General features: G+C 69.6%; 22 protein-coding genes and 1 pseudogene. 13 read left to right on the top strand and 10 right to left on the bottom strand.

Going from position 1 to position 26835, the window contains the following annotated elements:
• Window positions 1-82 precede the first annotated feature (82 nt).
• From A5712_RS21225 to A5712_RS21205, 5 genes are read left to right on the top strand one after another with little or no spacing between them, the layout of a single operon-like run.
• Window positions 83-1750 carry a DEAD/DEAH box helicase gene (locus tag A5712_RS21225; protein WP_068109276.1) on the top strand — a complete coding sequence of 556 codons (1668 nt, stop codon included), beginning with the start codon at window positions 83-85 and terminating at the stop codon, window positions 1748-1750.
• Window positions 1747-2889: an acyltransferase gene (locus A5712_RS21220; RefSeq protein ID WP_068109274.1), complete on the top strand. Its 1143-nt coding sequence runs from the start codon at window positions 1747-1749 to the stop codon at window positions 2887-2889. Before A5712_RS21225 ends, A5712_RS21220 begins: the two co-directional genes overlap by 4 nt.
• Window positions 2890-2928: 39 nt before the next feature.
• A complete protein-coding gene (locus A5712_RS21215) occupies window positions 2929-4470 on the top strand; it encodes a DHA2 family efflux MFS transporter permease subunit (RefSeq protein WP_082973569.1) in 1542 nt (513 codons plus the stop codon).
• An 11-nt stretch (window positions 4471-4481) separates the two neighbouring features.
• Window positions 4482-5288: a GNAT family N-acetyltransferase gene (locus tag A5712_RS21210; protein WP_068109270.1), complete on the top strand. Its 807-nt coding sequence runs from the start codon at window positions 4482-4484 to the stop codon at window positions 5286-5288.
• A gap of 10 nt (window positions 5289-5298) precedes the next feature.
• On the top strand, window positions 5299-6531 hold the full coding sequence (locus tag A5712_RS21205; protein ID WP_082973568.1) for a lysine N(6)-hydroxylase/L-ornithine N(5)-oxygenase family protein: 1233 nt from the start codon (window positions 5299-5301) through the stop codon (window positions 6529-6531).
• A 153-nt stretch (window positions 6532-6684) separates the two neighbouring features.
• Here A5712_RS21205 and A5712_RS21200 read toward each other — a convergent pair whose 3' ends face one another.
• Both A5712_RS21200 and A5712_RS21195 read right to left on the bottom strand, forming a co-directional pair.
• Window positions 6685-7257, bottom strand: coding sequence for a TetR/AcrR family transcriptional regulator (locus A5712_RS21200; protein ID WP_068109264.1), 573 nt, complete (start codon window positions 7255-7257; stop codon window positions 6685-6687).
• Window positions 7254-8474, bottom strand: coding sequence for a cytochrome P450 (locus A5712_RS21195; RefSeq protein WP_156766696.1), 1221 nt, complete (start codon window positions 8472-8474; stop codon window positions 7254-7256). The genes A5712_RS21200 and A5712_RS21195 overlap by 4 nt, the downstream gene beginning before the upstream one ends.
• 84 nt (window positions 8475-8558) lie before the next feature.
• Between A5712_RS21195 and A5712_RS21190 the strand changes: the two genes are divergently transcribed.
• Together A5712_RS21190 and A5712_RS21185 are read left to right on the top strand one after the other, a co-directional pair.
• Window positions 8559-9029, top strand: coding sequence for a GbsR/MarR family transcriptional regulator (locus A5712_RS21190; RefSeq protein ID WP_068109262.1), 471 nt, complete (start codon window positions 8559-8561; stop codon window positions 9027-9029).
• A 2-nt stretch (window positions 9030-9031) separates the two neighbouring features.
• Complete coding sequence (locus tag A5712_RS21185) at window positions 9032-9847, top strand: class I SAM-dependent methyltransferase (protein ID WP_197519466.1); 816 nt, start codon at window positions 9032-9034, stop codon at window positions 9845-9847.
• An 18-nt stretch (window positions 9848-9865) separates the two neighbouring features.
• Here the strand turns inward: A5712_RS21185 and A5712_RS21180 are convergent, their stop codons facing one another.
• Together A5712_RS21180 and A5712_RS21175 are read right to left on the bottom strand one after the other, a co-directional pair.
• Complete coding sequence (locus A5712_RS21180) at window positions 9866-11185, bottom strand: FAD-binding oxidoreductase (protein WP_156766697.1); 1320 nt, start codon at window positions 11183-11185, stop codon at window positions 9866-9868.
• Between the two features lie 57 nt (window positions 11186-11242).
• Window positions 11243-12484: an MFS transporter gene (locus A5712_RS21175; protein ID WP_068109250.1), complete on the bottom strand. Its 1242-nt coding sequence runs from the start codon at window positions 12482-12484 to the stop codon at window positions 11243-11245.
• Between the two features lie 62 nt (window positions 12485-12546).
• Between A5712_RS21175 and A5712_RS21170 the strand changes: the two genes are divergently transcribed.
• The 3 genes from A5712_RS21170 to A5712_RS21160 all read left to right on the top strand — a co-directional run bounded on the left by A5712_RS21170 (window position 12547) and on the right by A5712_RS21160 (window position 15652).
• Window positions 12547-13374 carry a uracil-DNA glycosylase gene (locus A5712_RS21170; protein ID WP_068109247.1) on the top strand — a complete coding sequence of 276 codons (828 nt, stop codon included), beginning with the start codon at window positions 12547-12549 and terminating at the stop codon, window positions 13372-13374.
• Window positions 13371-14489, top strand: a complete 1119-nt coding sequence (locus A5712_RS21165) for an FAD-binding protein (RefSeq protein WP_068109244.1) — start codon at window positions 13371-13373, stop codon at window positions 14487-14489. The genes A5712_RS21170 and A5712_RS21165 overlap by 4 nt, the downstream gene beginning before the upstream one ends.
• A gap of 131 nt (window positions 14490-14620) precedes the next feature.
• Window positions 14621-15652 (top strand): LLM class flavin-dependent oxidoreductase, encoded by a 1032-nt coding sequence (locus A5712_RS21160; protein ID WP_068109241.1) that lies wholly within the window; start codon window positions 14621-14623, stop codon window positions 15650-15652.
• Here A5712_RS21160 and A5712_RS21155 read toward each other — a convergent pair.
• The 3 genes from A5712_RS21155 to A5712_RS21145 form a co-directional block, all read right to left on the bottom strand.
• Entirely contained in the window at window positions 15649-19557 is a 3909-nt protein-coding gene (locus A5712_RS21155) for a bifunctional diguanylate cyclase/phosphodiesterase (protein WP_068109299.1), read from the bottom strand. The genes A5712_RS21160 and A5712_RS21155 overlap by 4 nt on opposite strands.
• Window positions 19558-19692: 135 nt before the next feature.
• Window positions 19693-20142, bottom strand: a complete 450-nt coding sequence (locus tag A5712_RS21150) for a nitroreductase family deazaflavin-dependent oxidoreductase (protein ID WP_068109238.1) — start codon at window positions 20140-20142, stop codon at window positions 19693-19695.
• A gap of 4 nt (window positions 20143-20146) precedes the next feature.
• On the bottom strand, window positions 20147-20581 hold the full coding sequence (locus A5712_RS21145; RefSeq protein ID WP_068109295.1) for an HIT family protein: 435 nt from the start codon (window positions 20579-20581) through the stop codon (window positions 20147-20149).
• A 37-nt stretch (window positions 20582-20618) separates the two neighbouring features.
• Here A5712_RS21145 and A5712_RS21140 point away from each other — a divergent pair, with 37 nt between their 5' ends.
• The 3 genes from A5712_RS21140 (at window position 20619) to A5712_RS21130 (ending at window position 23973) form a co-directional block, all read left to right on the top strand.
• Window positions 20619-22010, top strand: a complete 1392-nt coding sequence (locus tag A5712_RS21140; RefSeq protein ID WP_156766695.1) for an amidase — start codon at window positions 20619-20621, stop codon at window positions 22008-22010.
• Window positions 22011-22020: 10 nt separating this feature from the next.
• Window positions 22021-23148 (top strand): adenylate/guanylate cyclase domain-containing protein, encoded by a 1128-nt coding sequence (locus A5712_RS21135; protein ID WP_068109231.1) that lies wholly within the window; start codon window positions 22021-22023, stop codon window positions 23146-23148.
• A 240-nt stretch (window positions 23149-23388) separates the two neighbouring features.
• A complete protein-coding gene (locus A5712_RS21130) occupies window positions 23389-23973 on the top strand; it encodes a hypothetical protein (RefSeq protein WP_068109228.1) in 585 nt (194 codons plus the stop codon).
• A gap of 17 nt (window positions 23974-23990) precedes the next feature.
• Here the strand turns inward: A5712_RS21130 and A5712_RS21125 are convergent, their stop codons facing one another.
• The 3 genes and pseudogenes from A5712_RS21125 to A5712_RS31470 form a co-directional block, all read right to left on the bottom strand.
• Entirely contained in the window at window positions 23991-25877 is a 1887-nt protein-coding gene (locus A5712_RS21125; RefSeq protein ID WP_068109223.1) for a serine/threonine-protein kinase PknH/PknJ, read from the bottom strand.
• An 88-nt stretch (window positions 25878-25965) separates the two neighbouring features.
• On the bottom strand, window positions 25966-26607 hold the full coding sequence (locus A5712_RS21120; RefSeq protein WP_068109220.1) for a bifunctional 2-polyprenyl-6-hydroxyphenol methylase/3-demethylubiquinol 3-O-methyltransferase UbiG: 642 nt from the start codon (window positions 26605-26607) through the stop codon (window positions 25966-25968).
• A pseudogene (locus A5712_RS31470) lies at window positions 26607-26835 on the bottom strand (serine/threonine protein kinase); the annotation flags it as partial. The pseudogene A5712_RS31470 and the gene A5712_RS21120, both read right to left, overlap by 1 nt.

Here is a 26835-nt window from a genome sequence, read left to right as displayed (position 1 = left end):
CCCAGCCGGCGCAGCAGGCGCGGCCGGGACCCGCAGCGCCCAGCTTCGCTGGGCCCCCCAGCACAACTAGACTCTTGACACGATGACCCTCCCGGACAGCCCACCCGAGGCTGCCTCTCCCACGTTCGCGGACCTGCAGATTCACCCTGCGGTCCTGAAGGCGACCGCCGACGTCGGCTACGAAACGCCGACGGCCATCCAGGCGGCGACGATCCCGCCGCTGCTGGCCGGATCCGACGTCGTCGGGCTCGCGCAGACCGGCACCGGCAAGACGGCGGCGTTCGCGATCCCGATCCTGTCCAAGATCGACGCCAAGAGCACCGCGACACAGGCGCTGGTGCTCGCACCCACCCGCGAGCTGGCCCTGCAGGTGGCCGAGGCGTTCAGCCGCTACGGCACCCACCTGCCCAAGATTCACGTGCTGCCGATCTACGGCGGCTCGTCCTACGGCGTGCAGCTGGCCGGGCTGCGCCGCGGCGCGCAGGTGGTGGTCGGCACCCCCGGCCGGGTCATCGACCACCTGGAACGCGGCACGCTGGACCTGTCCCACCTCGACTACCTCGTGCTCGACGAGGCCGACGAGATGCTCACCATGGGCTTCGCCGAGGACGTCGAACGCATCCTGTCCGAAACGCCCGAATACAAACAGGTTGCGCTGTTCTCGGCGACCATGCCCCCGGCGATCCGCAAGCTCACCACCAAATACCTGCACGACCCGGTGGAAATCACCACCAAATCGAAAACCGCCACCGCGCAGAACATTTCGCAGCGCTACATCCAGGTCGCCGGCCCCCGCAAGATGGACGCGCTCACCCGCCTGCTCGAAGTGGAGCCGTTCGAGGCGATGATCGTGTTCGTGCGCACCAAGCAGGCCACCGAGGAGGTCGCCGAAAAGCTGCGGGCCCGAGGCTTTTCCGCCGCCGCCATCAACGGCGACATCCCGCAGGCGCAGCGCGAGCGGACCATCGCCGCGCTGAAGAACGGCAGCCTCGACATCCTGGTCGCCACCGACGTGGCGGCCAGGGGCCTTGACGTGGACCGCATCTCGCATGTCCTGAACTACGACATCCCGCACGACACCGAGTCCTACGTGCACCGCATCGGGCGCACCGGCCGCGCCGGGCGCAGCGGCACCGCGGTGCTGTTCGTGTCCCCGCGGGAACGCCACCTGCTCAAGGCTATCGAAAAGGCCACCCGGCAACCGCTCACCGAGGCCGAGCTCCCCACCGTCGAGGACGTCAACGCCCAACGGGTGGCGAAATTCGCCGACTCCATCACCGACGCGCTCGCCGCCCCGGGAATCGACCTGTTCCGCAAGCTGATTCAGGACTACGAGCGCGAGCACGACGTCCCGATGGCCGACATCGCCGCCGCGCTGGCGGTGCAGTCCCGCGACGGCGAGGCGTTCCTGATGGCGCCCGAGCCGCCGCCGGAACGGCGTGAACGCCGGGAGCGTCAAGAGCGCCCCGAAAGACCCAGGCAGTCAAGGAACTTCGCCACTTACCGGATCTCGGTGGGCAAGCGGCACAAGATCGGCCCGGGCGCGATCGTCGGCGCCATCGCCAACGAGGGCGGCCTGCACCGCAGCGACTTCGGCCACATCGCCATCGGGCCGGACTTCTCGCTCGTCGAGCTACCGGCCAAGCTGCCCAAGTCAACGCTGAAAAAGCTCGAGCAGACCCGCATCTCGGGCGTGCTGATCGACCTGCGGCCGGACCGCTCACCGGGCAAAACGAAACCACGCCGGTGACGCTCTCCGAGGAACGCGACGCCCAGGGCGGGCTCGAGCAGGTCGCCCACGTCGACCGCGTCGCGTCGCTGACCGGCATCCGCGCCGTCGCCGCGCTCACCGTCGTGGGCACCCACGCGGCCTACACCACCGGCAAGTACACCCACGGCTATTGGGGCCTGGTCGGTTCCCGGCTGGAGATCGGCGTGCCGATCTTCTTCGTGCTGTCGGGCTTCCTGCTGTTCCGGCCGTGGGTGAAGTCGGCCGCCACCGGCGCGCCGCCGCCGTCGCTGAGTCGCTATGCGCGACACCGGGTTCGGCGCATCATGCCGGCCTACGTCATCACCGTGCTGGTCGCCTATGTGCTCTACCACTTCCGCGAGGCCGGCCCGAACCCCGGGCACACGTGGCTGGGGCTGGTGCGCAACCTGACGCTGACGCAGATCTACTGCAACGGCTACCTCGGCAAGTACCTGCACCAGGGCCTGACGCAGATGTGGAGCCTGGCGGTGGAGGCCTCGTTCTACGTCGTGCTGCCGTTGCTGGCCTACCTGCTGCTGGTGCTGATCGCCCGGCGGCGCTGGCAGCCCAACCTGATGCTGGCCGCCCTGGCGGCGATGGCGCTGATCAGCCCGGGGTGGCTGGTCCTGGTGCACACCGACCACTGGTTCCCCGACGGTGCCCGGCTCTGGCTGCCGACCTACCTGGCGTGGTTCCTGGCCGGCATGGCGCTGGCCGTGCTGCAGGCGATGAAGGTGCACTGCTACGCGTTCATGGCCATCCCGCTGGCGGTCATCTGCTACTTCATCGCCTCCACGCCGATCGCCGGCGCACCCACGACGTCGCCGGCCACGCTGAGCCAAGCCGTCTGCAAGACCGTGTTCTACGCCGTCATCGCCGCGCTCGCGGTGGCGCCGCTGGCGTTGGGAAATCAGGGTGCGTACGCGCGGCTGCTGGCCAGCCGGCCGATGGTGTGGCTCGGCGAGATCTCCTACGAAATCTTCCTGATCCACCTCATCACGATGGAATTCGCGATGGTCTACATCGTCCGCGCCCACGTCTACACCGGCTCGATGGGCTACCTGTTCGTCGCGACGCTGGCGGTGACCATTCCGCTCGCCTGGCTGTTGCACCGCTTCACCCGGGTCAAGGACGGCTAGGTGAACGACGACGAAGGCGGGACGGTTCTTCACCCCCGCCTGACCCTGCTCGCGGTGTGCCTCGCGGTGTTCATGCTGCTGCTCGACATGACGATCGTCTCCGCCGCGCTGGCCAACATCCAGGCGTCCCTGGACGCCGACCTCAGCGGTTTGCAGTGGGTCGTCGACGCCTACGCGCTGCCGATGGCGGGGCTGCTGCTCACCGCGGCGACGTTGGGTGACCGGCTCGGGCGCCGACGGCTGTATCTGGCCGGGATGACGGCATTCACGCTGGCCTCGGCCGGCTGCGCGCTGGCCCGCAGCATCGAGGTGCTGAACCTGTGTCGGGCGCTACAGGGCGCGGGCGGGGCGGTGCTGCTGGGCGTCTCGCTGCCGATGGTCGCCGCGGCCTTCCCCGAACAGCGCCGCCGGGGCATCGCGATCGCGATCTACGGCGCCGTGATGGGCGCGGGCGCCGCCGTCGGTCCCCTGCTCGGCGGGGCGCTGGTCGGGGTTTTCGGCTGGGAGTCGATCTTCCTGATCAACGTGCCGATCGGACTGGCCGCCCTGTTGATCGCCGTGCGGTTCGTCCCGGAAACCGTTGGCGCGCAAGACCGCCCGCTCGACCTAGTCGGCACGGCCGTGTTGTCGGCGGCGTTGTTCGCGGGCGTATACGTGTTGATCGAGGGCAACCACCGCGGCTGGACGAGCGGCGTGATTCTGGCCCTGGGCGCGTTCGCGGCGTCGGGCCTGGCGGTATTCATTTGGTGGGAGTCGCGCTCCGGCGCGCCGATGCTCGACCTACAGATGGTGCGCCGCCCGGGTTTCGCGGGGGTGTCCCTCGCGGCGTTCGCCGCGGCCGGAACCCTGATCGCCTCGACCAACTACCTGGCGCTGTACTTCATGAACACGCTGGGATACAGCCCATTTCAGGCCGGCCTGCGGGCCCTGCCGCTGACCGTCGCCTGCGTGCTGGGCGCCCCGCTGGCCATGATCGCCGCGCGATATTTTCCGGCGTGGACATCGATCCCGGCGGGGGTGGCGCTGATCGCGGCGGGGCTGTGGCTGACCACCGGCGTCGACGCCGACACTCAATGGACCCATTTCATCGCCGGTTCCGTCGTGGCCGGGCTCGGCCTCGGCGGCCTGTTCGCGTTGACGTCCGACATCGCACTGCAATTCGTCCCGGTCGAGGACGCCGGGATGGCGACCGGCGCGGTGAGCACGGTTCGCCAGGTCGGCATCCTGGCCGGTGTCGCGGGACTGGGCGCCCTGTTCGGCCGGCGCGGGTCCGACAGCGCCACCCACGAACTCGCCCGGCTCGGCGTCGCCGGCCCCGGGCCCGCGCAACGCCTCGTGGATCGGTTGTCCGCGGGCGCGGGCCTGCGGGCGCTCGATTTCCTGCCCGCCGAATACCGTGCCGCGCTGCCGGCGATCGCGCGGGCGGCCCGTCAGGCCAGCGCCGCCGGAATACAGGTCGCCCTCGTCGCCGCGGCCATCGCGGCGACCGCCGCGGCGGTGGCGAGCGCGATCTTGATCGCCGTCGGCGCGCGCCGCCACGATGAGCCCGAAATGCCGTTTGCTGAAGGCATGCCCGTGTAACGTTCCGGTCCATGTTGGGCGATGCGATCATCATCCCGGCGACGGATAACAACCGTTACAGCGTGATCATCTCCAGCGACCCGGCAAACATCGAAGCCGCGCAGCGGCTGCGTTACCAGACGTTTGCCGAGGAAATGGGTGCGGCGCTGCCGCAGGCGATCCGCGGACCCCGGACGGGGGAGATGATCGACGTCGATCAGTTCGATCCGTACAGCGATCATCTGCTGGCGAGGGACGAGACGAGCGGGCAGATCGTCGGGTGCTACCGGCTGCTGCCGCCCGACGGCGCCAAGGCCGCCGGCGGCCTGTTCGCCGACACCACCTTCGACATCGGTGGCCTGAACGAGTTGCGCTCCGAGCTCGTCGAACTCGGCCGGGTCAGTGTGCATCCCGACCACCGCAGCGGGGCGGTCATGGGCTTGTTGTGGGCGGGCATCCTTCGATACCAGGAAATCAGCGGCTATCAGTGGGGGATCGGGTCGCTGTCGGTCCGGATGGAAGACGGCGGGCCCCGCGGGGCGCTGGCGCGCGGCGTGCGCGATATGGCCTTGGGCAAGCATGCCGCCCCCGACCGATACCGGGTCTATCCGCGAAACCCCGTCACGGTCAACGGATTGAGCCTTTCCGAGCTGCCCGACCCGGGACCCGTGCGCATTCCGCCCATGGTGCAGGGCTCGCTGCGGATCGGCGGGACGATCTGCGGGGAGCCCTCCTACGATCCGGACTTCGACATGGCCGACTTCATCGTGCTCATCAACAGGGCCACGGTGCGCGAACGATACCTGGAACGATTGGCGCGGTCTTATGCCCATACCTGAGAAGACCGGCCTGCTGGGCGTCGGCTTCGGGCCGTCCAACCTCGCGTTGGCGATCGCCCTCGCCGAGCGACGCATGACCGCCGTCTTCATGGAGGAGCAGCCCGAATTCGGTTGGCACCCGGGGATGCTGCTGCCGCACGCCCGCATGCAGATTCCGTTCCTCAAGGACCTGGTCACGCTGCGAAACGTCAAGAGCGACTTCACGTTCCTGAACTACCTCAGCGAGCGCGGCCGGCTCGTCGAGTTCATCGGCCTGCACACGCTGTTTCCCAGCCGGATGGAGTTTCACGACTATCTCGAGTGGGCCGCGGACCGGGTCGCCGCCGACGTTCGCTACGGCCATCGTGTCGTGGAAATCTCCTCGGGTGAACCGGGGTTCGTGGTACGGACCGAACCCGATCGCGTCATCCACGCCGGGGCGTTGGTCTTGGCGACTGGCCTGCACCCCGTGCTGCCCGACGGAGTGGTCGAAAGTCCGCGCCAGTGGCACAGCCACCGGCTGCTCGACAACCTGGCCGCGCTGAACCTTTCTGCCCCAGGGCGATTCGCCGTCGTCGGCGCGGGTCAAAGCGCGGCCGAGGTCGTCGCCCACCTCCACGAGACGTATCCCCAGGCCGAGGTGCACGCAATCTTCGCTCGCTACGGATACAGCAGCGCCGACGACAACCCCTACGCGAATAGGATTTTCGACCCGTCGGCGATGGACGAGTTTTATTGCGCCGACACGGAAGTGCGGCAGCAGCTGCTCGATTACCATCGGTCGACCAACTACTCGGTGGTCGATCCGGAGCTGATTGGCGAGCTTTATTCGCGCGAGTATGCCGAGCGGGTGGCGGGCGATCGACGGCTGTTCATGCACAACGCCTCGGAAGTCGTTGCCGCGCGGGAGTTTCCGGACAAAGTGCGCCTGACGGTGACCCATCTGATCGATCGCTCGCGTGCGACGCTGGACTTCGACGCGGTGGTGTATGCGACGGGCTACGAACCGCTGGACGTCCGGTCTTTCCTGGGAGACCTGGCCGGCCGGTACGAATTCGACTCACTCGGGCGGCCGGCAGTCACCCGGGACTATCGGCTGGTGGCCAGGGCCGGGGAGCCGGGCGACATCTACCTCAACGGCGCGGTCGAGCACACCCACGGCCTGTCGTCGTCGTTGCTGTCCAACGTCGCGGTGCGCGCCGGCGAGATCGTCACCGCGGTCGCGGCGCGCGAGCAGCGACGGCCACACGTCGCCTCCGCGTAGCACGGCGGCGATCCGCCGTTGTCACATCGGCCCCATTTGTATCTGCGCTGAGCGGCCGAGGTTTTGCCCGCCTCACAGCGACTGTCCGGTTGCGCGGCGCCGCAGCGGCTCGCTGTCGCTGTGAGGCGGGCACGACGGGTATTGGTCCTCGATCTAGCCCCGAGCGGAAACCGGCGCCACGATCGGGACGACGAACTCCTCGATCATCGCCCGCTCGTCGGCCTCGTCCCGACCGGGGTAGGTCAGCAGCGACGTGAGCACCCGCACCACCCAGCGGGCCCGGCGCTCCACGACGCCGCGATCTTCCGGGCCGAGCGAGCCGACGAACGCGGCGGCCAACGCGGTGATCACCTCCGACTGTGCCAGTTCGCCGCCGACCGGCGGGCGGCTGACGGCGAACCACGCTGACAACGCGGGACTTTCGCGCACCATCCGCAGCGCGGCGGTCATGCTCGCCACCAGCCGTTCGCGCGGGTCGTCGACGCCGCCGATCTCGTCGGCGATCGCGCGGCCGAGCCGGCGCGCCTCGCGGTGGACGTACGCGGTCCGCAGCGCCTCCCGGTTCTCGAAGTACCGGTACAGCGTCGCGCGGGAACAGCCCGCCGCCCTGGCGATCTCGTTCATGCCGATCGAAGCCTGGTCCCGCCGCGTGTACAGCGCCTCGGCCGCGTCGAGGATCCGGTCCACGGCCGCCTCGCCGCGGCGGTCGGCCAGCCAGTCGGTCATCGGGAGCTCACCCGGATCGGCACCGACAACGGCCGGCGCACGTAGCTGCCGCCGGACCACACGATGCGGGGCACGTCGACCTCGAAATCCGGGCAGCGGGAAAGCAATTCGGTCAGCGCGACCCGCGATTGCATCCGGGCCGCCGCCGCGCCCAGGCAGTGGTGCGCGCCGTGGCTGAAGGTCAAGATGTTGCGCGGGCAGCGGGTCACGTCGAGTTCGCCCGCGTCCGGCCCGTATTGGCGCTCGTCGCGGTTGGCCGACCCGTAGAGCAGCAACACCTTGCGACCGGCCGGGACGGTCGCGCCCTCAACCGTCACGTCGCGGGTGGTGGTGCGCGCCAGGCCCTGCACCGGCGACGTCAGCCGCAGCAGCTCCTCGACCGCGTCGGGGATCAAGCCCGGGTCGTCGGCCAAGCGCCGCCGCTGGTCCGGGCGCTCATGCAGCAAAGGCATTGAGCCGCCGAGCATTCCGGTGACGGTGTCGTTGCCGCCGGTGACCATCGTGAACGTGAACGCCAGCACCGACAGCGTCCCGGCGACGTCCCCGTCCGCGCCCACCCCGGCCGCCACCAGGTGCGAGATCGTGTCGTCCTCGGGTTCGGTTCGGCGTCGCTCGATCAGCGCGGTGAAGTAGGCCATCATCGACCCGACCGCGTCCAGCGAAGTGCCGATTCCCCCCTCGGACGTGTTGGCCGCGACGATCGCCTGCGTCCAGCCGTCGAACTGCGCCCGATCTTCCTCGGGCACACCGAGATAGTGCGCGACGACCATCGAGGGCAGCGGCTTGAACAGTTCGGTCACGATGTCGCCGCCGCCGTCGGCGCGGATCTTCTCGATGCGCTCGACGACGAACTCGCGCACCTTGGGCTCCACCGCCTCGACCTGTCGCGGCGTGAAACCGCGGGACACCAGCTTGCGAAACTCGGTGTGCACCGGCGGATCCTGCATCACGAACGGCGGATTATCTTGCAGTCCAATCATCTCCAGCTCGCCGTACTCCACCGTCAGGCCCTGCGCGGAGGAGAACGTCTCGTGGTCGCGTGCGGCGGCCCAGACGTCGGCGTGCCGGGACAGCACGTAGTAATCGCGGTCGGGGCGACCCTCGGGGACGACGTGGTGCACCGGGTCGTGGTCGCGCAGCGCGCGGTACATCGGCCAGGGATTGGGCCACGTCTCGGCGGTGGCCAGTTGAAAACCGTGAGACATCACCCGTGACATGTCTCATTACTAAGGCATCTTGCGACACATGTCAACCGTTGTACACTTCGTTCAGTCCGTACTGAACGAACAAGATGGAGCGAGATGACTCCGGAGGAAACCGAGTTCGTCGACCGCTTGGGCCTGTTCTTCGAGCTGCTCGGCGCCACCCGCACCATGGGCCGCGTCTACGGGTGGCTGCTGATCTGCGATCCGCCGGCGCAGTCGCTGACCCAGCTGGCCGGCGCCCTGTCGGTGAGCAAGGCCTCGATCAGTACCGTCGCGCGCCAGCTGCTGGAGGGCGGCATGGTGGAGCGGTTGCCCAGCCCCGACCGCCAACACCTCTACCGCGTCGCCCCGGGCGGGTTCACCAGCGTGATGGAAACCCAGCTTTCGCTGATGCGACTGGGCATCGAGCCCGCCGAGTACGCCCTGTCCGTGCTGGGGGAGGACCGCGCCGAACAGCGCGAGCGGGTCGAGGACTTCCGCGACTTCTGCGAGTTCTGCACCCGCGACTACCGCGACCAGCTGATGCGGATGTGGACCGAATATCGGGAGGCAAAAAGGAAGCCATGACAATGACAGACAAGGTCGACTTCACCGACGTGGCCTGGGGATCGGTGGAATGGACCAACCTGTGCACGCTGTACCTGCGGGCCTACGAAACCCGTTCGCCCGAACCGATTCTCGACGATAAGGCCGCCGCCGAGGCGGTCGACCGCATCGCATACGACTGGGAGCGCATGCGCCGCGCCTCCTGGCCCCGGTCCAACCAGTACCTGGTCACCATGCGCGCCAAACAGTTCGACGACTGGAGCGCCGACTTCCTGCGCCGCCACCCGGACGCCGTCGTGCTGCACCTCGGGTGCGGAATGGACACCCGCGCGTTCCGGCTGCATCCGCCGGACACCGTGCTGTGGTTCGACGTCGACCAACCGGAGGTGATCGCGTTGCGGCGCAAGCTGTACGACGACGCTGACCGCTATCGGATGATCGGCTCGTCGGTGACCGACGCGGTGTGGCTGGACGAGGTGCCCGCCGACCGCCCGACGCTGATCGTCGCGGAGGGCCTGCTCATGTACCTCACCGGGGCCGAAGTGCGCACGCTGCTACAGCGCCTCACCGATCGGTTCGGCAGCGGCGAAATGGCTTTCGACACCGCGTCGCCGCTGGCACCGCGGCTGTCGAAGGTCCTCACCAAGGGCATCACCAAGTGGGGCATCCGCGACGCCCGCGAACTCGAGCGGTGGAACCCGCGGCTACGCTTCCTCGAGCGCTCGCCGGTCGGGGCGCTCTACCAACGCATCCCCTCGGCGCCGCTACGCCTGCTCTGGCGGCTGGTCAACGCGACGCCGATGGGCAACTACGACGTGCTCAACCGCTTCGCGTTCTGAGCTGTTCAAAGTCGTGCGCTAGATGGCCGCGCCCGGGTTCAGGATCCCGAGCGGGTCCAGCGCCCGCTTGATGCGCTGGTTCAACTCCATCACCTCGGGGCCGAGGTAGCCGTCCAGCCACGGCCGCTTCAACCGGCCGACGCCGTGCTCACCGGTGATCGTGCCGCCCAATCCGACTGCCAAGTCCATGATCTCGCCGAAGGCGAGGTGGGCGCGCTCGGTCATCGCGGCGTCGGCGGGGTCGTAAACGATCAGCGGATGGGTGTTGCCGTCGCCCGCGTGCGCGATCACCGAGATCATCAAATCCCGTTCCGACGCGATGCGCTCGATTCCCGAGACCAGCTCGCCCAGCGCCGGCAGCGGCACCCCGACGTCCTCCAGCAGCAGCGACCCCTTGGCCTCCACCGCGGGGATGCAGAACCGGCGGGCGGCCACGAAGGCCTCGCCCTCGTCCGGGTCGTCGGTCGAAAACACCTCCGTGGCACCGTTTTCCGCGAACACCTCGGCGATCACCGCCGCGTCCTCGCCCGACGCGCGGCCCCGCTCGTCGGAACCGGCCACCAGCATCGCGGCCGCCCCGCGATCCAGGTCCATACGCAAGCTGTCCTCGACGGCGTTGATCGCCACCGCGTCCATGAACTCCAGCATCGAGGGGCGAAGCCGCGCAACGACTCCCAGCACCGCGTCGACGGCCGAGGTGACCGAGGCGAACGTCGCGACCACCACGCTGGATACGTTCTGCGCGGGCAGCAGCCGCAGCGTCACCTCGGTGACGACGCCCAGCGTGCCCTCGCTGCCCACGAACAGCTTGGTCAGCGAGAGGCCCGCGACGTCCTTCAGCCGCGGGCCGCCCAGCCGCACCGCGGTGCCGTCAGCCAGCACCACCTGCATGCCCAGCACGTAATCGGTGGTGACGCCGTACTTCACGCAGCACAGGCCGCCGGCGTTTGTCGCGATGTTGCCGCCGATGCTGCAGATCTCGAACGACGACGGGTCGGGCGGATACCACAGCCCGTAGGACGCGACGGCCTTCTTCACCTCGGCGTTGAACAGGCCCGGCTGGCAGACCGCGGTGCGCGTGACCGGGTCGACGGTGATGTCGCGCATCTTCTCCGTCGACAGCACGATGCCGTCGTCCAGCGCGGTGGCGCCGCCGGACAGGCCGCTTCCGGCTCCGCGCGTCACCACCGGCACCCGGTGTGCGGTGGCCCAGCGCAGGACCGTCTGCACCTCCTCGGTGCGCCGCGGCCGCACCACGGCCAGCGGCTTGCCGGCCGACGGGTCGAAGGCGCGGTCCTGCCGGTAGCCCTCGGTGATGGTCGGGTCGGTGACCACCATCCCGTCGGGCAGCTTGGCGATCAGCTCGCCCAGGGCATCGGCAATCACGAACCGATCCTACGGCGACGGGTCGACCGCCAACTCCGGTTCGCGGTCCAACTCCCGCAGCGACGGCAGACCGCAGGCGACCAGGCCGACCAGCAGGATCGGCACCGCCAACGCCAGGAACGTGGTCCGCAGCCCGGCGGCGTCGGCCAGCGGACCCGCCACCAGCAACCCCAGCGGCCCGGCGGCGTACATCAGGCCCGTCATCACGCCCACCACCCGGCCGCGCAGATGCTGCGGCGCCCGCGTCTGCATCATGTAGTTGTAGATCGGCTGAATCGGCCCGTAGACCAGGCCGGTGATGCCGCAGAGCACCAGGATCACCGGCAGCGGCGGCAGGAACGCGATGCCGACCGTCGCCGCGCCGAAGGTGAGGGTCGCGGTCAGCACCGCCGTCCGTCGCCGGGTGTGCTTCGACAGCGCCGCGTAGCCGAGCGCGCCCGCCACGCCCCCGACCCCGAGGGCCATCAGCGCCCAACCCAGCTGGGCCGGTTGGTGGTGGTCGGAAAAGTACTTGGGAAACAGCACGCTTTCCATCGGCAGGTACAGCGCGGTCACGACCAGGTCGATCAGGCCCAGCGTGCGCAACACCCGTAAGTTCCAGACGAATCGCAGGCCCTCGGCGATGCCGGACACCAACCCCTCGGGTCGGGTGGCTTGGTGTGGCCTGCCGGAGCCCTCGAGCCGCAGCACCGCGACCGCCAGGAAGGACAGCCCGAACAACCCCGCGGTCACCCACATCGTGTTGATGCCGCCCACCGTGGCGATCATCAGACCGCCGATGCCCGGGCCCACGATGTACGCGAGGTTGAGAATCGCCTCGTAGATGCTGTTGGTGCGGTCCAGCGACCAGCCCGCGCGGGCGGCGGCCTCCGGCAGCATCGACTGGCGCGCCGTGGTGCCGGCGGGATCGAAAGCGGCGGCGAGGAACGCCAGCACGGCCAGCTCGACCAGGTTGATCGCGGCGGCGCCGAAAAACCAGGCGGTCAGCGGCACGGCGGCCACCGCCGCGCAGGACAGCGAATCGGAGACCAGCGAGACCCGGCGGCGCCCGAAGTAGTCGACCGCGGTGCCGGCGACCAGCGTGGAGGCCACCAGGGGCAGCGTCATGCAGGCGGCGACGATCGACGCGTCCTTGGCGCTGTCGTGGTGCTGCAACGCCAGCCACGGGAACGCGACTATCGAGATGCCGGTACCCGCAGTCGCCATCAGCGTGGCGAACAGGATGAGGAACGTCGGGCCGCCGCTTTTCATGGGATATCGCGGCTGAATCTAGCGCCACGGCGGTATCGGCGGCGACCGATTTTTCGCGGCTAATGCAGGATGTTCATGTGCTCGCCCACCCCAACACCGGCCAGGCATTCGGTTCCCCGGTTCCGCCCGGCGCCGGATGGCCGGGCGATCCGGCGACCCCGCAAACGCCGGTGGCCGCCGACCCGACCCAGGTCGCCGCGCTGGCGTCCCAGGCCGGTTCGATCGCGGAACTGGACGCCGCGATCAGCGTCTGCCGGGCCTGCCCGCGGCTGGTCACCTGGCGCGAGGAGGTCGCCGTCACCAAGCGCCGGGCCTTCGCCGACCAGCCCTATTGGGGGCGGCCGGTGCCGGGCTGGGGATCGGAGCGGCCCTGGCTGCTGATCGTGGGGCTGGCGCCCGCCGCGCACGGCGCCAACCGGACCGGACGGATGTTCACCGGCGACCGCTCCGGTGACCAGCTGTACGCGGCGCTGCACCGGGCGGGGCTGGTCAACCAGCCGACCAGCGTGGACGCCGCGGACGGCTTGCGGGCCAGTGGGATTCGGATCGCCGCGCCGGTGCGCTGCGCTCCGCCCGCCAACGCGCCGACGCCCGCCGAGCGGGACACCTGCTGGCCGTGGCTTCAGGCCGAGTGGCGGCTGGTTTCCGACGACGTCCGCGTGATCGTGGCCCTGGGCGGGTTCGCCTGGCAGATCGCGCTGCGCCTGCCCGGCCTGTCCGGGCTGCGCAAGCCGCGGTTCGGCCACGGCGTGGTGGCCGAGCTGGAATCCGGCGTGCGACTGCTCGGCTGCTACCACCCCAGCCAGCAGAATATGTTCACCGGTAGGTTGACTCCGGTAATGCTGGACGACATCTTCGTGGACGCAAAGAGGTTGGCAGGAATCACGTGACCGACATTCTGATTTCCGGTGCGAGCGTGGCCGGTATGACGGCGGCGTATTGGCTTGCCCGCCAAGGCTGTTCGGTCACCGTGGTGGAACGCCATCCGGGCCTGCGGCCGGGCGGCCAGGCGATCGACGTGCGCGGTCCGGCGCTGACGGTGCTGGAACGGATGATGTTGCGGGCGGCCGCCGACCACGCGCGGACCCGGATCCGCGGGGCGTCCGTCGTCGACACCGACGGCAACGAGCTGTCCGAGGACACCGCATCGACACCCACCGGCGGTCGCCATCATATGCTTGACATCGAGCTGCTGCGCGACGACCTCGTCGAATTACTTTACGACGCAACCAAACTGGACACCGAATACATCTTCGACGACAGCATCGCCACGTTGGAGGACGACGGCACCGCCGTCAACGTGACCTTCGAGCGCGCCGCCGCGCGCAGCTTCGACCTGGTTATCGGGGCCGACGGTTTGCACTCGAACGTGCGCCGGCTGGTCTTCGGCCCCGAGGCGCAATTCATCGAGCGGTTGGGCACCTACGCGGCGATTTTCACCGTGCCCAACTTCCTCGACCTGGACTACTGGCAGACCTGGCACTACGGCGAGGCCACCATGGTCGGCGTCTACAGCGCGCGCAACAACACCGAGGCCCGGGCCATGGTCGGCTTCATGGAGGCCGACCTGCGGATCGACTACCGCGACACCGAGGCGGTGTTCGCCGAGCTGGAGCGGCGGATGGCCGACGACGGTTGGGTCCGCCCGCAGCTGCTGGAGTACATGCGCAGCGCGCCGGACTTCTACTTCGACGAGATGTCGCAGATCAAGATGGATCGCTGGTCGAAGGGCCGGGTGGCGCTGGTCGGCGACGCGGGCTATTGCTGTTCGCCGCTGTCGGGGCAGGGGACCAGCGTCGCGCTGCTGGGCGCCTACATCCTGGCGGGCGAGCTCGCCGCGGCCGGTGGCGACTATGAAAAGGGCTTCGCCAGCTATCACGCCGAGTTCCACGACTACGTCAAGCGCAATCAGTGGCTGGTGATCGACAACATCCCGGGTGGCGCGCCCATCCCGCAGGAGGTGTTCGACCGCATCGTCAACTCCATCACCCTGAAGGACTACTGACCCGGGCCCCGTTTCCCGTGTGAATCCCGGGCGCGAAAATCGCCGGAATCCCGCCCTGCGTACACACCGAAAGCCGTGAGTGCACACGCAAACGCGGGAACGTTCGCAGGGGATACGGCGTTGACGCCATCGTGCGACTTTCCGTCCTTGACCTCGTCCCGGTCCGCAGCGACCAGACCACCGGCGACGCGCTCGCGGCCACCGTGCAGCTCGCCCAGGCCGCCGACCGGCTGGGCTTCACCCGCTACTGGGTCGCCGAGCACCACAACATGCCGTCCGTGGGCGCCACCAGCCCGCCGGTCCTGATCGCCTACCTGGCCGCGCAGACCACGCAGGTCCGCCTCGGCTCGGGCGGCGTGATGCTGCCCAATCACGCGCCGCTGGCGGTCGCCGAGCAGTTCGCGCTGCTGGAAGCCGCCGCACCGGGCCGCATCGATCTGGGCATCGGGCGCGCGCCCGGCTCCGACCCGGTGACGTCGTACGCGCTGCGCGGCAGCCGCGGCGATGAGGACATCGAGCGCTTCCCCGACTACCTCGACGACGTGGCCGCGCTGATGAGCGCGCGCGGCGTGGTGGTCCCGCTGCGCTCGGGGGACTATCGGCTGAAGGCCACCCCGGCGGCCGCGAGCGAACCGCGGCTGTGGCTGTTGGGCTCGTCGATGTACTCGGCGCACCTGGCCGCCGCCAAGGGGCTGCCGTACGTGTTCGCGCATCACTTCTCGGGGCAGGGGACCGAGGAGGCGCTCGCGGTCTACCGCTCGCGATTCAAGCCGAGCGCGCTGACACCCGAGCCGGTGACGTTCCTGACGGTCAACGCCGCGGTGGCCGAAACCCGCGACGAGGCAACGGCTTTGATGCCGCCCAACCTGCAGATGATGGCGCGACTGCGCACCGGGCAGCCGCTCGGGCCGGTGCCGCTGGTCGAGGAGGCCGAGGTGGCTCAGCTCGGCCCGGAACAGCAACGCATCGTGGAGAGCGGACTCAAGCGGGCCGTCGTCGGCACGCCGGAGGAGGCCGCCGAGCAGGTGCGGACGCTGGCCGACCGGTTCGGCGTCGACGAGGTGATGGTTCATCCGGTCGCATCGGCCCACCTGGGTACCGATCCCGCGACGGCGCCGGCTCGGGTCGCGACGCTGGAGCTGCTGGCCAAGGAGCTGTTCTAGTCGGTCACACCCGCTTGCTCAGAGCGGCTCGCGGTGGTGCTCGGCGCGTGCTCGGCGATCCAGTCGCGCAAGTCGTCCGCCGGCAACGGCGGGCTGTGCACGAAGCCCTGGGTGATGGTGCAGCCGTATCGGCGCACCGCGCGCAGGGTGAGCTCGTCTTCGACGCCCTCGGCCACCAGGTCGGCGCCCAGGCTGCGGGCCAGGGCCACCGTCGACCGCACGATCGCGACCGATCGCGGGTCCTGGGCCAGTCGCGCCACGAAGATCCGGTCGAGTTTCAGCTCGTCGACCGAGACGTCCTGCAGCCGCGCCAGCGACGACCACCCCGTGCCGTAGTCGTCGAGCGAGATCCGCACGCCGAGGCGCTGCAGCGCGGCGACGGTGTTGCGTGAGCGTGCCGAGTCGACCAGCGCGCTCTCGGTGATCTCGACGATGAGGGCGTCGGGGGGCAGTCCGTGCGCGTGCAGCAGCCGCTCGATCGTGCTCACCAGGTCCAGGTCGAGCAGGTTGGTGGTGGACAGGTTCACCGCGACGGTCAGGGGCATGCCCTGGTCGCGCCACGACCGGACCTGTCGCAGCGCCACGTCGATGGCACGGTTGGCCACCTGACGCATCAGGCCGCCGCGTTCGGCGGCGTTCAGGAATTCGTCCGGGAGCAGTAATCCGCGGCTGGGATGCTGCCAGCGCAACAGCGCCTCGACGCTGTGGACGCTGCCGTCGCTCGCGTTGATCTTGGGCTGGTAGTGCAGCGTCAGCTGGCCGTCGTCCAACAGCGCGACGCGCAGTTCCTCGACGAGGTTGGGGTCGTTTTCGCGGTACAGCTCGTATGCGGAGTCGTAGACGGCGATCTTGCTGACGGCCGACTTCGCGTGCGGGATCGCCATCTCGGCGCGGTTGAGCAACTCCTGCGGATGATCGCAATGGTCGGGGCAGAGCGCGATGGCAATGCGGGCATCGACCTGCACGGTGATCGGGTCGAGCGCGAACGGCTCGCTCAGCACCTCGAGCAACCGGCCCGCCTGGGCGCGCGCGGCGATGACGTCGGACCCCTCGCCGAGCAGGAGCGCGAACTCGTCCTCGCCCACCCGCGCCAGCAGGTCTTCGCGGCGCACGCACTGCGCGAGCCGATGCGCAACGTCGCGCAACAGCTCGTCGCCGAAATGCTGGCCGACCGAGTCGTTGATCTCGTCGAACTCGTACAGGTGCAACAGCAACAAGGCCCGCCGCGACGGCGTCCCGGGCGCGGACAGCGGTCCGACCGGCGCCGAGTCGGGCAGCCCCGTCAACGCGGTCGCCAACGACCGCCGATTGGGCAGGCCGGTCAGTTCGTCGGTCATCGCCTGCTTGTGGTTTTCGGCCAGCATGCTGACGTCGCGGAAGGTCGCCGAGAGCCGCGCGGCGACCGCGACCAGGCTCAACGCGGCGAGAGTCGTTGCCAGCCTTGAGTTGTGGCTCACGACGACGCCGAGCGCCACCAGGGTGCACGCGAGTGGCACGGCGTAGGAACCGAGCCCGCGTCGCGGTGCGGGCGGCGTCGACGACCACGGCGCCCAGCTGGCGATGGCCACGAGTAGCGACGCCGCGGGCCAGAGGGCGTCCAGCGTGGTGCCGACCCGGTAACTGCCCTCGGCTGTCTCGAAGAGGTACGCCGTGTCGGCGACGGCAAAGGCGATGAACCCGACGACGAGCAGGGCCCAGCGGAATCCCTTGCGCCAGCCCAGGATTGGCAGCATGCCGACGGTCAGGGCCAACAGGACCAAGTCGCCCCACGGGTAGACGAGGCCCACCAGCACGGTCGCCGGCGCCCGGAGCGCGGCCGCGTGCATGGGCCCTGCCCGGAGCGCCACGCCCACCGCGGCCGCGGCCAGCGCGCACACCAGGGCATCGAGCCGGATCGGAAGCGGCACCACCTTCAGCCGCGATCGCATCAGCAACAGCAGCCCGGCGTAAAGGAGCGGGTAGAACGCCAGGTACTCCGGATCGGCGGCCGACGGGGACTGGCCGTCGGGAACCCATGCGGCGTAGACGACGTCACCCACGGCCGACACGGCCATGCCAGTCGCGATCAAGGCCCAGGCGAGACGATCGGCCGTAACCCGGTAGGCGCGAACGGCGATCAGCGCCGCGGCCGCCAGGTTCAGGGTGGGGTACAGGCATTTGGCGAAGAACGCGTTACGTGCGACATCGGGAGCCACCACGCTTGTCACTGCGAAGGTGGCCACACCGATCCCCAACGCCGCCAAGGCGATCCGGATCGACATGGGCGGCCACCGCACACCGTCGGGCACGTCGTGCGGTCGGCCCCGCGGTGCCGTCGCGGCCTCGGCGATCGGCGCCAGCGACCGTGCGAGCTTCGTCTCCCTACCGAATGCGCCGGTGGTTACCCGGTCCACGCTCGCCGGCGCGGGCTCCGCCGACTCGGCCAACTGGGGGAACGCATAGGGGAACGGCAGGTCCGGCACGAATCCCCGAATGCATTGCCCGCCTTCGCGTTTGGCGGCGTACATGGCGAGGTCGGCGTGCTGGAGGAGCTGATCCACGGTGCAATTCGACGCGGCAGTGGCGACCGTGTAGCCGATGCTGGGCCGGACGTCGATGGGAACGCCGTCGATCACGATGGGCGTGCCGAACGCGTCGAGTACCCGATCCGCGGTGGCCTGCGATTGGTCGAGCGAGGCCTCGACGAGGACCGCGAACTCGTCGCCGCCGAGGCGTGCCACCACGGTACCGGCGTCCTCCAACGCGCCGGTGAGCCGGCCGGCCACCCGGACCAGGAGCTCGTCGCCGGCCGGATGCCCGAGCGCGTCGTTGACCGACTTGAAGTTGTCGAGGTCGAGGCACAGCACCGCGATCGGCCCGCCCTCGAGGCGCTGCCGGGCGACCGCCTGTTCCAGGCGATGCAGGAAGTGCGCGCGGTTGGCCAGGCCGGTCAGGCTGTCGCGGAACGCTTCCCGCGCGACTTCGGACAGCAGGCCCTGGTTTTCCATCAGCACGATGAACTGCCGGGCGAGCACCGCTGCGACGAGGATGCCCAGTGCGGCGAGCATCGGCCCGTGCGCCATCAGGTTCACCGCCTGGCCCAGGCCGACGGCGGCGGCCAGCATGAGCGGCAGGTAGGGCAGCCAGAGCAGGGCGGGGGACATGATCTCGGTCCGCGCCTGGTCGGTCGCGGACTCGTGCACGCTGGCCAGGCCCGCCAGCGCCAGCACCCCGAACCCGGCCACCCGGCCAAGGTCGGTCACGTCGCCCAGGTGGTAGGTGCCCACCCCGGTCGAGAAAACCATCGCGAGATCGGCGACGGCGATGGTCGCGACTCCGCCCGCCAGCAGGCTGCGGCTGGGCAGGTCGTTGGAGCGAATCCGGGACAGCATCAAGATCGCCGTCGTCAGCAGAACGACGTCGACGAAGACCTCCTCGAGCGTGGCGAGCCGCCAGCCGGTGTTCTCGCGTAGTTGTTTGTCGAGGACGAACACCCACGAGATGACGAATAGCGAGGTCGCCACGATCAGACCGTCCAGCACCAGCCGCCGCGGGCTGTGCCGCGACAGGTGCGACAGCAGCGCCAACGACAGCATGGCCCCGATTGGCCACAAACTGAGCACGGCCTCGGCCACGGCGGGGTGGGTGGCGTGCTCGATTTCGGGGCGCGCGTAATAAAACGACCACAGGACCTCACCGGCGGCCCAGCCCAGCAGGCCGATCACCAGCGCCAGCCATCCGAATCTGCGGCGCCCGGTGGAGAAGCGGGCCGCGTAGCCGGCAGTTGCGGCCGTCACCAGCAGGCACAGCGCGAACACAATTTCGTCCACTGGCCGCGTTCCGTATGCGCCGCGCCATCTATTCACCGACGAGGCGACAACCAGCACCGCCGCCGTGCCGTAAACAGCGACGAGGAGCCAGCCCATGCGCGCGGACAGCCCCAACCGCCGCAACGGATGTCCCGTCCAGCGTGTCATAGGCGCCCCAGCCGATCCCGCGCTTCGTCGCGCGCTACAGGAGAATAAACCGCCGCGGGGCTATGCGGGCGGACGCTGCAATATTCACCGCGGAGTCAATAAAAAGACGGGGATGGGCCGCGACGTCCGGGTCTGATAGCTGCTGTAGCGGTTGCTGTTGTTCCTGTTGACCAGCTCCCACAGCCGCGCGTAGTCGGGGTCGTCGGGGCCGACTTTCCGTGCGGTCACGCCGATGCGCTTGGCGCCGACGTTGATCTCGCAGTCGGGCCGCTTCTGCAGGTTGTGATACCACCCGGGGTTGCGGTCGTCGCCCCCCTTGGACGCGACGATCACGTACGAGTCGCCGTCCTTGGCGTAGGTCAGCGTGGTGGTGCGCTGCTGGCCGGTCTTCGCGCCGACCGTGTGGAGCAGCAGGCTGGGCGGCATCCCCGGGATCTGGTGGCCGATCCTGCCGTCGGTCTTCCGGTAGATCGTGTCGTGCAGACGCAGCATCGGGATCAATACGAACTGTTCTAGCGGGGTCAGATTGCTCATGGGCTCAGTCTGTCTGACTCGCGTCGATCCGGGCCATCGCGTCCCGCAAGATCCGTGCGGTGGCCTCCCGGTCCGGGTCGCGGCGCAAGAGCATCCCCTTGGCGAACGACAGCTTGTCGCCGTTGCGCCGCGGCAGCACGTGCAGGTGGATGTGCATCACCGTCTGGAAGGCGGGGCGGCCGTCGTTGATCGCGATGTTCGTCGCGTCGGCCAACTCCGTCGTCCGCGCGGCGCGCGCGACCCGCTGGCCGATGGTGGCCATGTCGGCGAGCGTCTGCGGCGGGGTGTCGGTCAGGTCGACGGTGTGCCGTTTGGGGATCACCAGCGTGTGGCCGCGGGTGAACGGTCGGATGTCGAGGATCGCCAGGTATCCGTCGTCTTCGTAGATCCGGTGGGCCGGGGCGTCGCCGGCGACGATCGCACAGAACACGCAGGACATGTCGCCCACGGTACTTATCGCCGGATACGCTGCGGCGGTGGACGCTCGCGAGGTGGCCTTTGCCGGCGCGGCCGAACAGGCCCGGATGCTGGCCGACGGCGAACTGACCGCGCCGGAGTTGCTCGAAATCTATCTGGACCGGATCGCGCGGCTGGACAGCGAGTTGCGCTGCTATCGCGTCGTGCTGGCCGACACCGCGCGGTACGAGGCGGCGGTGGCGCAGGAGCGCCTCGACGCGGGGGAGCGGCTGCCGCTGCTCGGGGTGCCGATCGCGATCAAGGACGACGTCGACGTCGCGGGCGAGGTGACGGCGTGCGGCAGCGGCGGGCACGGCCCCGCGGTGACGTCCGACGCGGAGGCGGTGCGTCGGCTGCGCGCCGCGGGGGCGGTCGTCATCGGGAAGACCAATGTGCCCGAGCTGATGATCTTTCCGTTCACCGAGTCGCTGACCTTCGGAGCAACCCGCAACCCGTGGGACCTCAGGCGCACGCCGGGTGGCAGCAGCGGCGGCAGCGCAGCCGCGGTGGCCGCCGGGCTGGCGCCGCTGGCGCTGGGATCCGACGGCGGCGGGTCGATTCGCATCCCGTCGTCGTGGTGCGGGGTGTTCGGCGTGAAGCCGCAACGCGACCGGGTGTCGCTCGAGCCGCACGACAACGCGTGGCACGGGCTGAGCGTCAACGGCCCGATCGCCCGGTCGGTGCGCGATGCTGCGACGTTCCTGGACGCGACGTCGACCGTGCCGGGTCCGGAGGGCGAGTTCGTCGCCGCAGCCGCGCGCCACCCCGGCCGGCTGCGAATTGCGTTGAGCACCAAGGGCCCAATGCCGGTCCCCGTCCGCGTCGGCAAGGCGCAGCTAGCGGCGGTGCACGAGGCGGGCGCGCTGCTGCGCGACCTGGGGCACGACGTCATCATCCGCGATCCCGAGTACCCGCCGGCCGCGGTGCTGACCAATTACCTGCCCCGCTTCCTGCGCGGCATCAGCGACGACGCGGACGCCCAGGCGCACCCCGAACGCCTCGAGGCCCGCACCCGCAGCCTGGCGCGCGCCGGCGCGCTCTTCTCGGACCGCAGGATGGACGCGATCCGCGCCGCGGAGCCCGCGGTGGCCGGCCGGATCCAGGCGATCTTCGACGACGTCGACGTCGTCGTCACGCCGGGCAACGCGACGGGGCCCCCGCGCGTGGGCGCCTACCGGCGCCGCGGCGGCGTCTCGACGCTGCTGCTGGTGGCGCAGCAGGTTCCCTATTTCCCGATCTGGAACCTGACCGGTCAGCCCGCGGCGGCCGTGCCGTGGGACCTCGACGGCCACGGGTTGCCGATCGCCGTGCAGCTGGTCGGCCGGCCGTACGACGAGGCAACGCTGCTGTCGTTGTCGGCGCAGATCGAGGCCGCCAGGCCGTGGGCCCACCGGCGCCCGCCGGTGTCATAGGGGAAGCCGAATGCCCGACGCCGCCGAGAAAAACATCGACGATCTGCTGGAGGGGCTCGAGGGCGCCGCGCGCGCCGAGCGGGCGGATCTCGTGCGGTGGCTGCTGGACCAGGGCATCACGCGCGAGGAGATCCGGAGCACCAACCCGCCCCTGCTGCTCGCCACCCGCCACCTGATCGGCGACGACGGGACCTACGTCTCCACCCGTGAGATCAGCGAGACCTACGGCGTCGACCTGGCGCTGCTGCAGCAGGTGCAGCGCGCCATCGGGCTGGTGCGGGTCGATGACCCCGACGCGGCCGTGCACATGCGCGCCGACGGCGAGGCCGCCGCGTTCACCCAGCGCTTCGTCGAGCTGGGCCTGGATCCCGAGCAACTGGTCCTCGTGGTCCGGGTGCTCGCCGAGGGCCTGTCCCGCGCCGCCGAGGTGATGCGGTACGCCGCCCTTTCGACGATCATGCGACCGGGCGCCACCGAGCTGGAAATCGCCCAGGCGTCAAAGGCTTTGGTCAGCGAGATCGAGCCGATGCTCGGTCCGATGATCCAGCACATGCTGTTCATGCAGCTGCGGCACATGATGGAGACCGAGGCCGTCAACGCCGCCGAACGGGCCGCGGGCAAGCCGCTTCCCGGCGCACGCCAGATCACCGTCGCCTTCGCCGACCTTGTCGGCTTCACCCGGATAGGCGAAGTGGTGTCGGCCGAGGAGCTGGGGCAGCTGGCCAACCGGCTGGCCCACCTCGCCCGGGACGTGACCGTCCCGCCGGTGCGGTTCGTCAAGACGATCGGCGACGCGGCCATGTTCGTCTGCCCCGAGCCGCTGCCCATCCTGGACGCCGTGCTCAAGCTCGTCGAGGCCGTCGACTCTGACAACGACTTCCCCCGGCTGCGGGCGGGGGTGGCCTCCGGCATGGCGGTCAGTCGGGCCGGCGACTGGTTCGGCAGCCCGGTCAACGTGGCAAGCCGGGTCGCCGCCGTGGCGCGACCGGGCACCGTGCTGGTCGCCGATTCGGTCTGGGAGGCCCTCAACGCGACGGGTCACAACGGGAACCTGCAGGGTTCGTTCGCCGGTGCGCGCCGCCTCAAGGGCATCAAGAACGAGGTGAAACTTTTCCGGGTCCGCCGGGGCGACGCATAGGCAGGCCCGGGCGACTCTAGGGGGCGTTTGACGCTTAGGTCGTACGCGGCTGGTTTCCTACCCCGTTTCCCAGCGCTTCGAATCGGTCGCTTCCGGGCCTGCTTCGCTACCAAAAATACAACTCCGAACAGCCCATATCAACGGTTTTGTCCCACCAGAAGGACCCCGCGCCCGCCCAACCGGCGTTCGCCCCCGGTGAACGCCATTCCATTACATGTGTAACGGTGTAATCATGTAATCATGAAGACACACCACACCCACGGGCGGCGCTACGGCCGCCCCGGCGGCTGGCAGCAGGCCCAGCAGCCCGACGCGAGCGGCGCGGCGGAATGGTTCGCCGGACGCCTACCGGAGGCCTGGTTCGACGGCGACCCCACCGTCATCGTCGACCGCGAGGAGATCACCGTCATCGGCAAGCTGCCCGAGCCCGCGGGCTCCGGCGAGGAAGAGAGCGAGGCCCGCGCGGAAGGGCGCGTGTCACGGTTCCGCGAAGAGACCCGTTCGGAGCGCATGCGCATCGCCGACGAGGCGCAGGATCGCTACGGGCGCAAGGTTTCCTGGGGCGTCGAAGTCGGTACCAAAACGGGCACCGAGCGAATCCTGTTCACGCACATCGCCGTACCGGTGATGACGCGCCTGAAGCAACCCGAGCGTCAGGTCCTCGACACGCTGGTCGACGCGGGCGTCGCGCGGTCGCGCGCCGACGCGCTCGCGTGGACGGTCAAGCTGGTCGGCGAGCACACCGAAGAGTGGCTGGCCAAGCTGCGCGACGCCATGTCGGCAGTCGACGACCTGCGCGCCGAGGGCCCCGACCTCCAGTCGTAAACCGCTGTGCGCCTTGGCTATTCGTTGCCGACCTTGGCGAGGATCTTGTCGGTGATCTGCCCGCCCTGATCGGTGATGTGGTAACCGCAGGCGTTGACGTCGACGACGACGTTGTTGGCCACACCCATCGCGCGCTGGCACTCCCAGCCGTCGGCGCCCTCCTGGGTGTCCATGATGGTGATCTTCGGCGGGCTGCCGTTGAGTTGGGCGAACGTCCACCGGTATTGCTTGCTCTTGTTCGTCACCGTCACCGTCTTGCCGGCGCAGCCCTTCCACTTGTCGGACGACGCCTGGACGAACGCCTTCGCCTTGTCGGCGGACGGGAATGCGACGGCGGCCTGGTTGACCCAGTGGTCGTAGTTGTCGCCGGATTCCGAAGAGACCAGCCCGCTCACACCCGTGTAGCCGGTCCCCGCGTACACCGGGTCCTGGCTGGTGTAGAGCGCCCCCAGGCAGTTCGGCAGCGACAGCGTCACCGTTGAGGTGTCCATCGACGTGATGGGCTTGCCGGGCGTCATCTCGGAGGAACCCATGATGGTGTTGATCCCCGACGGATCCAGCAGCAGGGCGCTGAGCCGGTCGGGCGATACCGGTTCCGGGGGCGGCGGCGCCGGCTTGGGCTTGAGGATCAGCCACGCCCCGACCCCACCGACGGCCAGGACGATCACGACCGCGACGGCGGCGACGATCGGCCACGGGTTGCGTTTGGGCTTGGCGGGCGGTTGATTCCACGACGAGGACGCCGGCCCGGTGAACTGCGGCGGCGGCCCGCCCCAGCTGCCGCTGCCGCCCTGGTAGTACGGCGGCGTGGCTTGGTTCGCCCCGGGAATGGGCCCGCTTTCGGGGGCCCACGGCGGGGGCGTTTGGGCGGCCTGGGGAATGGGACCGGATGCCGGGTAGCCCTGGGCGGGCGCCGGCGGCGGGGTGGTGACCTGTTGTGGTTGGGGCGGGGTCACGGGCGGGGCCGCCACCGTGGGTTCGAGGACGTCCGCGGTGCTGGCCTCGGCGGTGGCGGGCAGCGTGGCTTCCTGGCTGCGGCGCACGATGTTGTTGGCGTGATCTTGGTCGGGGTCGCTAAGGGCCTCGTGCGCGGCCAGGGCCAGGTCCCCCGCGCTGGCGTAGCGGTCTTCGGGCTTCTTGGCCATGCCGCGCGCGATCACCGCGTCGAACGCCTTGGGGATGCCCGAGCGGACGTCGCTCGGCTTCGGGATGGGGTCCAACAGGTGGGCGTGGACCAGGGTGCCGGCGCTGTCGGCGCGGTAGGGCGGCGATCCGGTCAGCGCCTCGTGCAGCACACAGGCCAGCGCATAGATGTCGGCGCGGTAGGTGACCTCGTCGTTCGAAAACCGTTCCGGCGCCATGTATTTCCAGGTGCCCACGGCGGTGCCGAGCTGGGTCAGCTTTTCGTCGGTGGTCGCGCTGGCGATGCCGAAGTCGACGAGGTAGGCGAAGTCGTCGCGGGTGACCAGGATGTTGGGCGGCTTGACGTCGCGGTGCATCACCCCGGCGGCGTGGGCGGCGTCCAGGGCGGAGGCGATCTGGGTGATGATGGCCACCGCGCGCGGCGGGGTCAGCGGGCCGAACCGCTTGAGCAGGGTGTCCAGGTCGACGCCCTCGATCAGCCGCATCTCCATGTACATCTGGCCGTCGATCTCGCCGTAGTCGTGGATGGGCACCACGTGCGGTTCCTGCAAACGGCCGGCGATGCGGGCTTCGCGCTTCATCCGCTCGCGAAACACCGGGTCCTTGCTGAAGGTGTCGGACATCAGCTTGACGGCGACCGTCCACTCCTTGACGGTGTGCTCGGCCTCGTAGACCTCGCCCATCCCACCGCGGCCCAGCAGCCGTTTCAGGTGATAGGGCCCGAACATCGAGCCCACCCGTGAGGCCTGCGCGTCGCTCATCCCTGACCCTCCAAACCAACCCCGGACCCGCCGACCATATCAACACCCGCCGACCCGAGCGGCCAACCGCGAGGCCCCGGCTCAGCAATCACGACGGTAGGCCCGGGCAGTCCCACCGCAGGAGGTATCGCCAAAACAGCAGCCGGCGCACGCGGGCGCCCGGCAGGGCGGCGGCCGCGACCGCGCGGGCCTCGCGGGTGGTCAGCGGCGCATCGAGGACCTTCGGCATCGCCTCGTTGACCGGGTCCGGCCGGTACCAGCCGCCGGAACCCGTCGCCCGGAGTGCGGCGAAGAGCGCGCCCAGCGCCCGATCGGTCACCGCCGCAACGACTTCGGTGGGCGCCTCGCGGGGCAGGTCGGTTCGCGGCAGGACCACCGCGGCCAGCACGCCGCCCGGGCACAGTGCCGGCGCCAGGTGGCGAAGCGCCTTGTCGAGGGGCAGGTGGTGCAACGCGGTGATCGACACGATCGCGTCGTAATGATCCGCCGGCAAGGGCATTTCCAGTACGTCGGCGAGGATGGGTGTGACGTTGGCCGGGGCGCGGCGCCGCGCCGCCTCGATCATCGCCGCCGACTTGTCGACCGCGTCGACGTGTTCGGCCCGCTCGGCCACTCGCGCCGCGAATGCTCCCGCGCCGCAACCGACGTCGAGCACCCGCCCGCATCGCGGGGGCAGCTGGTTCAGCAGCACCCGCTGGTAATACGCGTTGTGGTCCCAGTCGAGCGTCACTACGAGTGCGCGGCCCACCACTTGTACAGCTGATCGAGGTTCGGCCCGTTGGTGTCTCCGCCGACGACCGCGAACACCAGGGTCTGCTGGTTAGTCCACATCACCTTCGGCTGATCACCCTTGTAGTGGCCGCAGGCGATCTGCCCGAGGATGGTGTTCGGGTCTTTGTTATGCCACCAGGTGCCGGGCGAGGCCTTGTCGCCCGGGCACTTGACGATCGTGTCGGTT

This window comes from Mycobacterium sp. E2327 (assembly GCF_001672675.1).
Lineage (GTDB): Bacteria > Actinomycetota > Actinomycetes > Mycobacteriales > Mycobacteriaceae > Mycobacterium.
This window is presented reverse-complemented; position numbering and strand designations above follow the sequence as displayed.